This is a genomic window from Variovorax sp. 20P10.2.4 (genome assembly GCF_058244205.1).
Map to the genome: position 1 here is coordinate 1 of NZ_JBZAYE010000849.1, position 2,586 is coordinate 2,586.

Annotated in this window: 2 protein-coding genes and 1 pseudogene; all 3 read right to left on the reverse strand. The window is 71.5% G+C overall.

Annotated elements, in window-relative coordinates; genetic code table 11:
• Window positions 1-392 (reverse strand): annotated as a pseudogene (locus tag AC27VN_RS38470) (NADP-dependent oxidoreductase); the annotation flags it as partial.
• 109 nt (window positions 393-501) lie between these two features.
• Entirely contained in the window at window positions 502-1,125 is a 624-nt protein-coding gene (locus tag AC27VN_RS38475; protein ID WP_490880065.1) for a TetR/AcrR family transcriptional regulator, read from the reverse strand.
• 53 nt (window positions 1,126-1,178) lie between these two features.
• Window positions 1,179-2,450, reverse strand: a complete 1,272-nt coding sequence (locus tag AC27VN_RS38480) for an O-antigen ligase family protein (RefSeq protein ID WP_296774607.1) — start codon at window positions 2,448-2,450, stop codon at window positions 1,179-1,181.
• Window positions 2,451-2,586: the final 136 nt, after the last annotated feature.

A 2,586-nucleotide genomic window follows, 5' to 3' on the forward strand; every position in this document is an offset into this window, starting at 1 on the left:
CCGAGCGCGCCGAGCGCGAGCGAGGGGCGCGCCATGTCGCCCAGCGGCATCAGGTCCTGGCCGTCGGACAGCGCGTAGTCCTGCCAGCCGGCATTGCCGAGCACCAGCTCGCCGGCGCGGAACTGCGGGTGCCTCGAGGCCACGACGCGGTTGACCGTGCCGCCCACCATCGGCTGGCCCAGCGGCACCGAGGCCGCGTAGATCGGCGCGACCTCGTCCATCAGCTGGCGCATGTACGGGTCGAGCGAGAGGTACAGCGTGCGCAGCAGCACCTGGCCCTCGGCGGGCACGGGCACGGCGCCCTCCTCGAGGCGGAAGTGCGCGGGCGTCGGCAGCCCGCGCGGGCGCGCGGCGAGGACGAGGCGGCGGTTGACGGTGTCGCTTTGGGGCATGGGCAGGGGCTCCTGGGTGGTGGAAGGGCGATGACCTGGCAGGTAATTAGACCGGTCGTCTAGAAAAGGGCCGCAAAAAAGGCGGGAGCGACATCGGTCGTCCCGCCTCTCAGCCGACCGGGGTGGGAACGGGGGCCAGACCCAGCATCTGCCGCGTGCCGGCCATGGTGCGGTCGAGCGATGCGCGGTCGCGCGCGATTTTCGCGAGCAGGCTGGCGCCGAGCCAGCTCTGGTAGAGCGAGACCGCCTGGGTTTGCGCGGGAACGCCGGCTTCGGCGGCCGGCAGCGAGCCGTCGGCGCGGCCGGTCTCGATGCAGCGCGCGAGCCGGTCGGTGATCTGGCGGATGCCGCGGTCCAGCGCCGCGCGCATGGTCTCGGACAGGTCGCAGACCTCGGCGCCCAGCTTCACCACGAGGCAGCGGCTCTGGGCGTCGTCGCCGGTCTGCGAGTCGAGCCAGTCCTGGAAGTAGGCGACCAGCTGCTGCGCGCCCGTGCCCGACTCGGCCAGCAGGGCGTCGGTGCGCGCGAGGTAGTCGCTGAAATAGGCCTCGAGCACCGCCTCGCCGAAGGACTCCTTCGAGCCGAAGTAGTGATAGAACGAGCCCTTCGGCACCTTGGCCAGGCTCAGCACCTCGGCCAGCCCGACGGCCGTGAAGCCCTTGCGCAGCAACAGCGGATGCGCCACGTCGAGGATGTGGCGGCGAACGTCGGGAGGCGTGGCGACGGCAGTCATGGCGCCGGACTCTAGCGCCGATTAGACCAGTCGTCTAGTACGAAATTCCGGAGTCAGCCCGGTGCCGCCGCGCGCTTCGAGGCCTCGGATTCGCTGCCGATCCGCCGGCCCGGCCAGAGGTCGCGCCAGGGCTCGGGGTCCTGCCGCTCCTGCGCCAGCCGCAGGTAGACCATCGCGATCCACAGCAGCGCCAGCCCGATCTGCGCGTCGCGCAGCGCCGAGTTCACGCAGGAGGCGATCAGCGCGATCAGGGTCGCGGCCAGCGCATAGCGGCCCGCGATGTCGGGCCGCTTCCAGGCCTGCCAGACGGCCGCGACCATGATCGCGAGCAGGCTCAAGAGGCCCGGCAGGCCGCCCTGCGCGCCCATCCAGAGGAAGTCGTTGTGCGGCATGTTCGAGTCGGCGAACAGCGCGGGGCCGCGCTGGTGCCACTGCTCGGTCCAGCCGCCGATGCCCCAGCCGGTGAGCGGCCGGTCGGCGATCATGCGGCCGGTGTCGCGGTACATGAAGTAGCGGATGACCATGCTGCCGTGGAAGATCTCGCCGGCCTGCGCCTTCTCGATCTCCTGGATGCCGACCTCGACCTTCTGCTGCAGCTGCGGCAGCTGGTAGAGGCCCGCACCCAGCACCACGGCGCCCACGATCAGCGCCGCCGACAGCGCCTTCAGGTGGCTGCGCCACTGGTGGATGCACACCAGCGGCAGCACCAGCAGCAGCGCCAGCACCGAGGTGCGCGAGGTCAGCGGCAGCGCCACCACCGCCATCAGCAGCAGCACCAGCGCGAAGGCCGGCAGTGCGCGCAGCGGCCGGTGCGCCGCGATCTGCGACAGGCCCCAGACCGCCGCCGTCGATGCCACCACGCTGAACAGCAGCGCATTGCTGATCGACTTGTTGCCGACCTCCATCACCACGCCGCGCAGCGGCGCCCAGATGTGGAAACCGCCGACCGCGTAGAACACCACCACCAGCAGCAGGTTGAGCGCCGAGATCAGCAGGAAGCCGCGCAGCGCCCACATCGCCTCGTCGCGCGCGAGCGCCATCGCCATCAGCAGCGTGGCCGCGATGCGCAGCCCGTGCACCAGGTTCGAGGGGGTCTCGGGGTAGTGCGGCCGGATGGCCAGCACGATCAGGGTCCAGGCCACATAGGCCACGACCGGCCACCACAGCGGATTGGCGCGCAGCCGCGCGATGCGTTCGCGGCCGCTGCCCGCGACCAGCAGGGCGACCAGCAGCAGCAGGGCCGAGAGGTAGGTGACGCCGACCGGCATATACACCGCGAGCCCCCAGAACATGGCCGCGGGCCGGACGATGTGCGATCTCTGCATAGGGCGCGAATTCTAGGGGGCCGGATTCCGGCGCAACCTGACTTCACCCCGGGGCGCGCGGGGCTTGGCCGCGCCGTGCTTCAGCCGCGCGGCAGCCGGATCACGAAGCTCGCGCCGCCGCCGGGCCGGTCCTCGC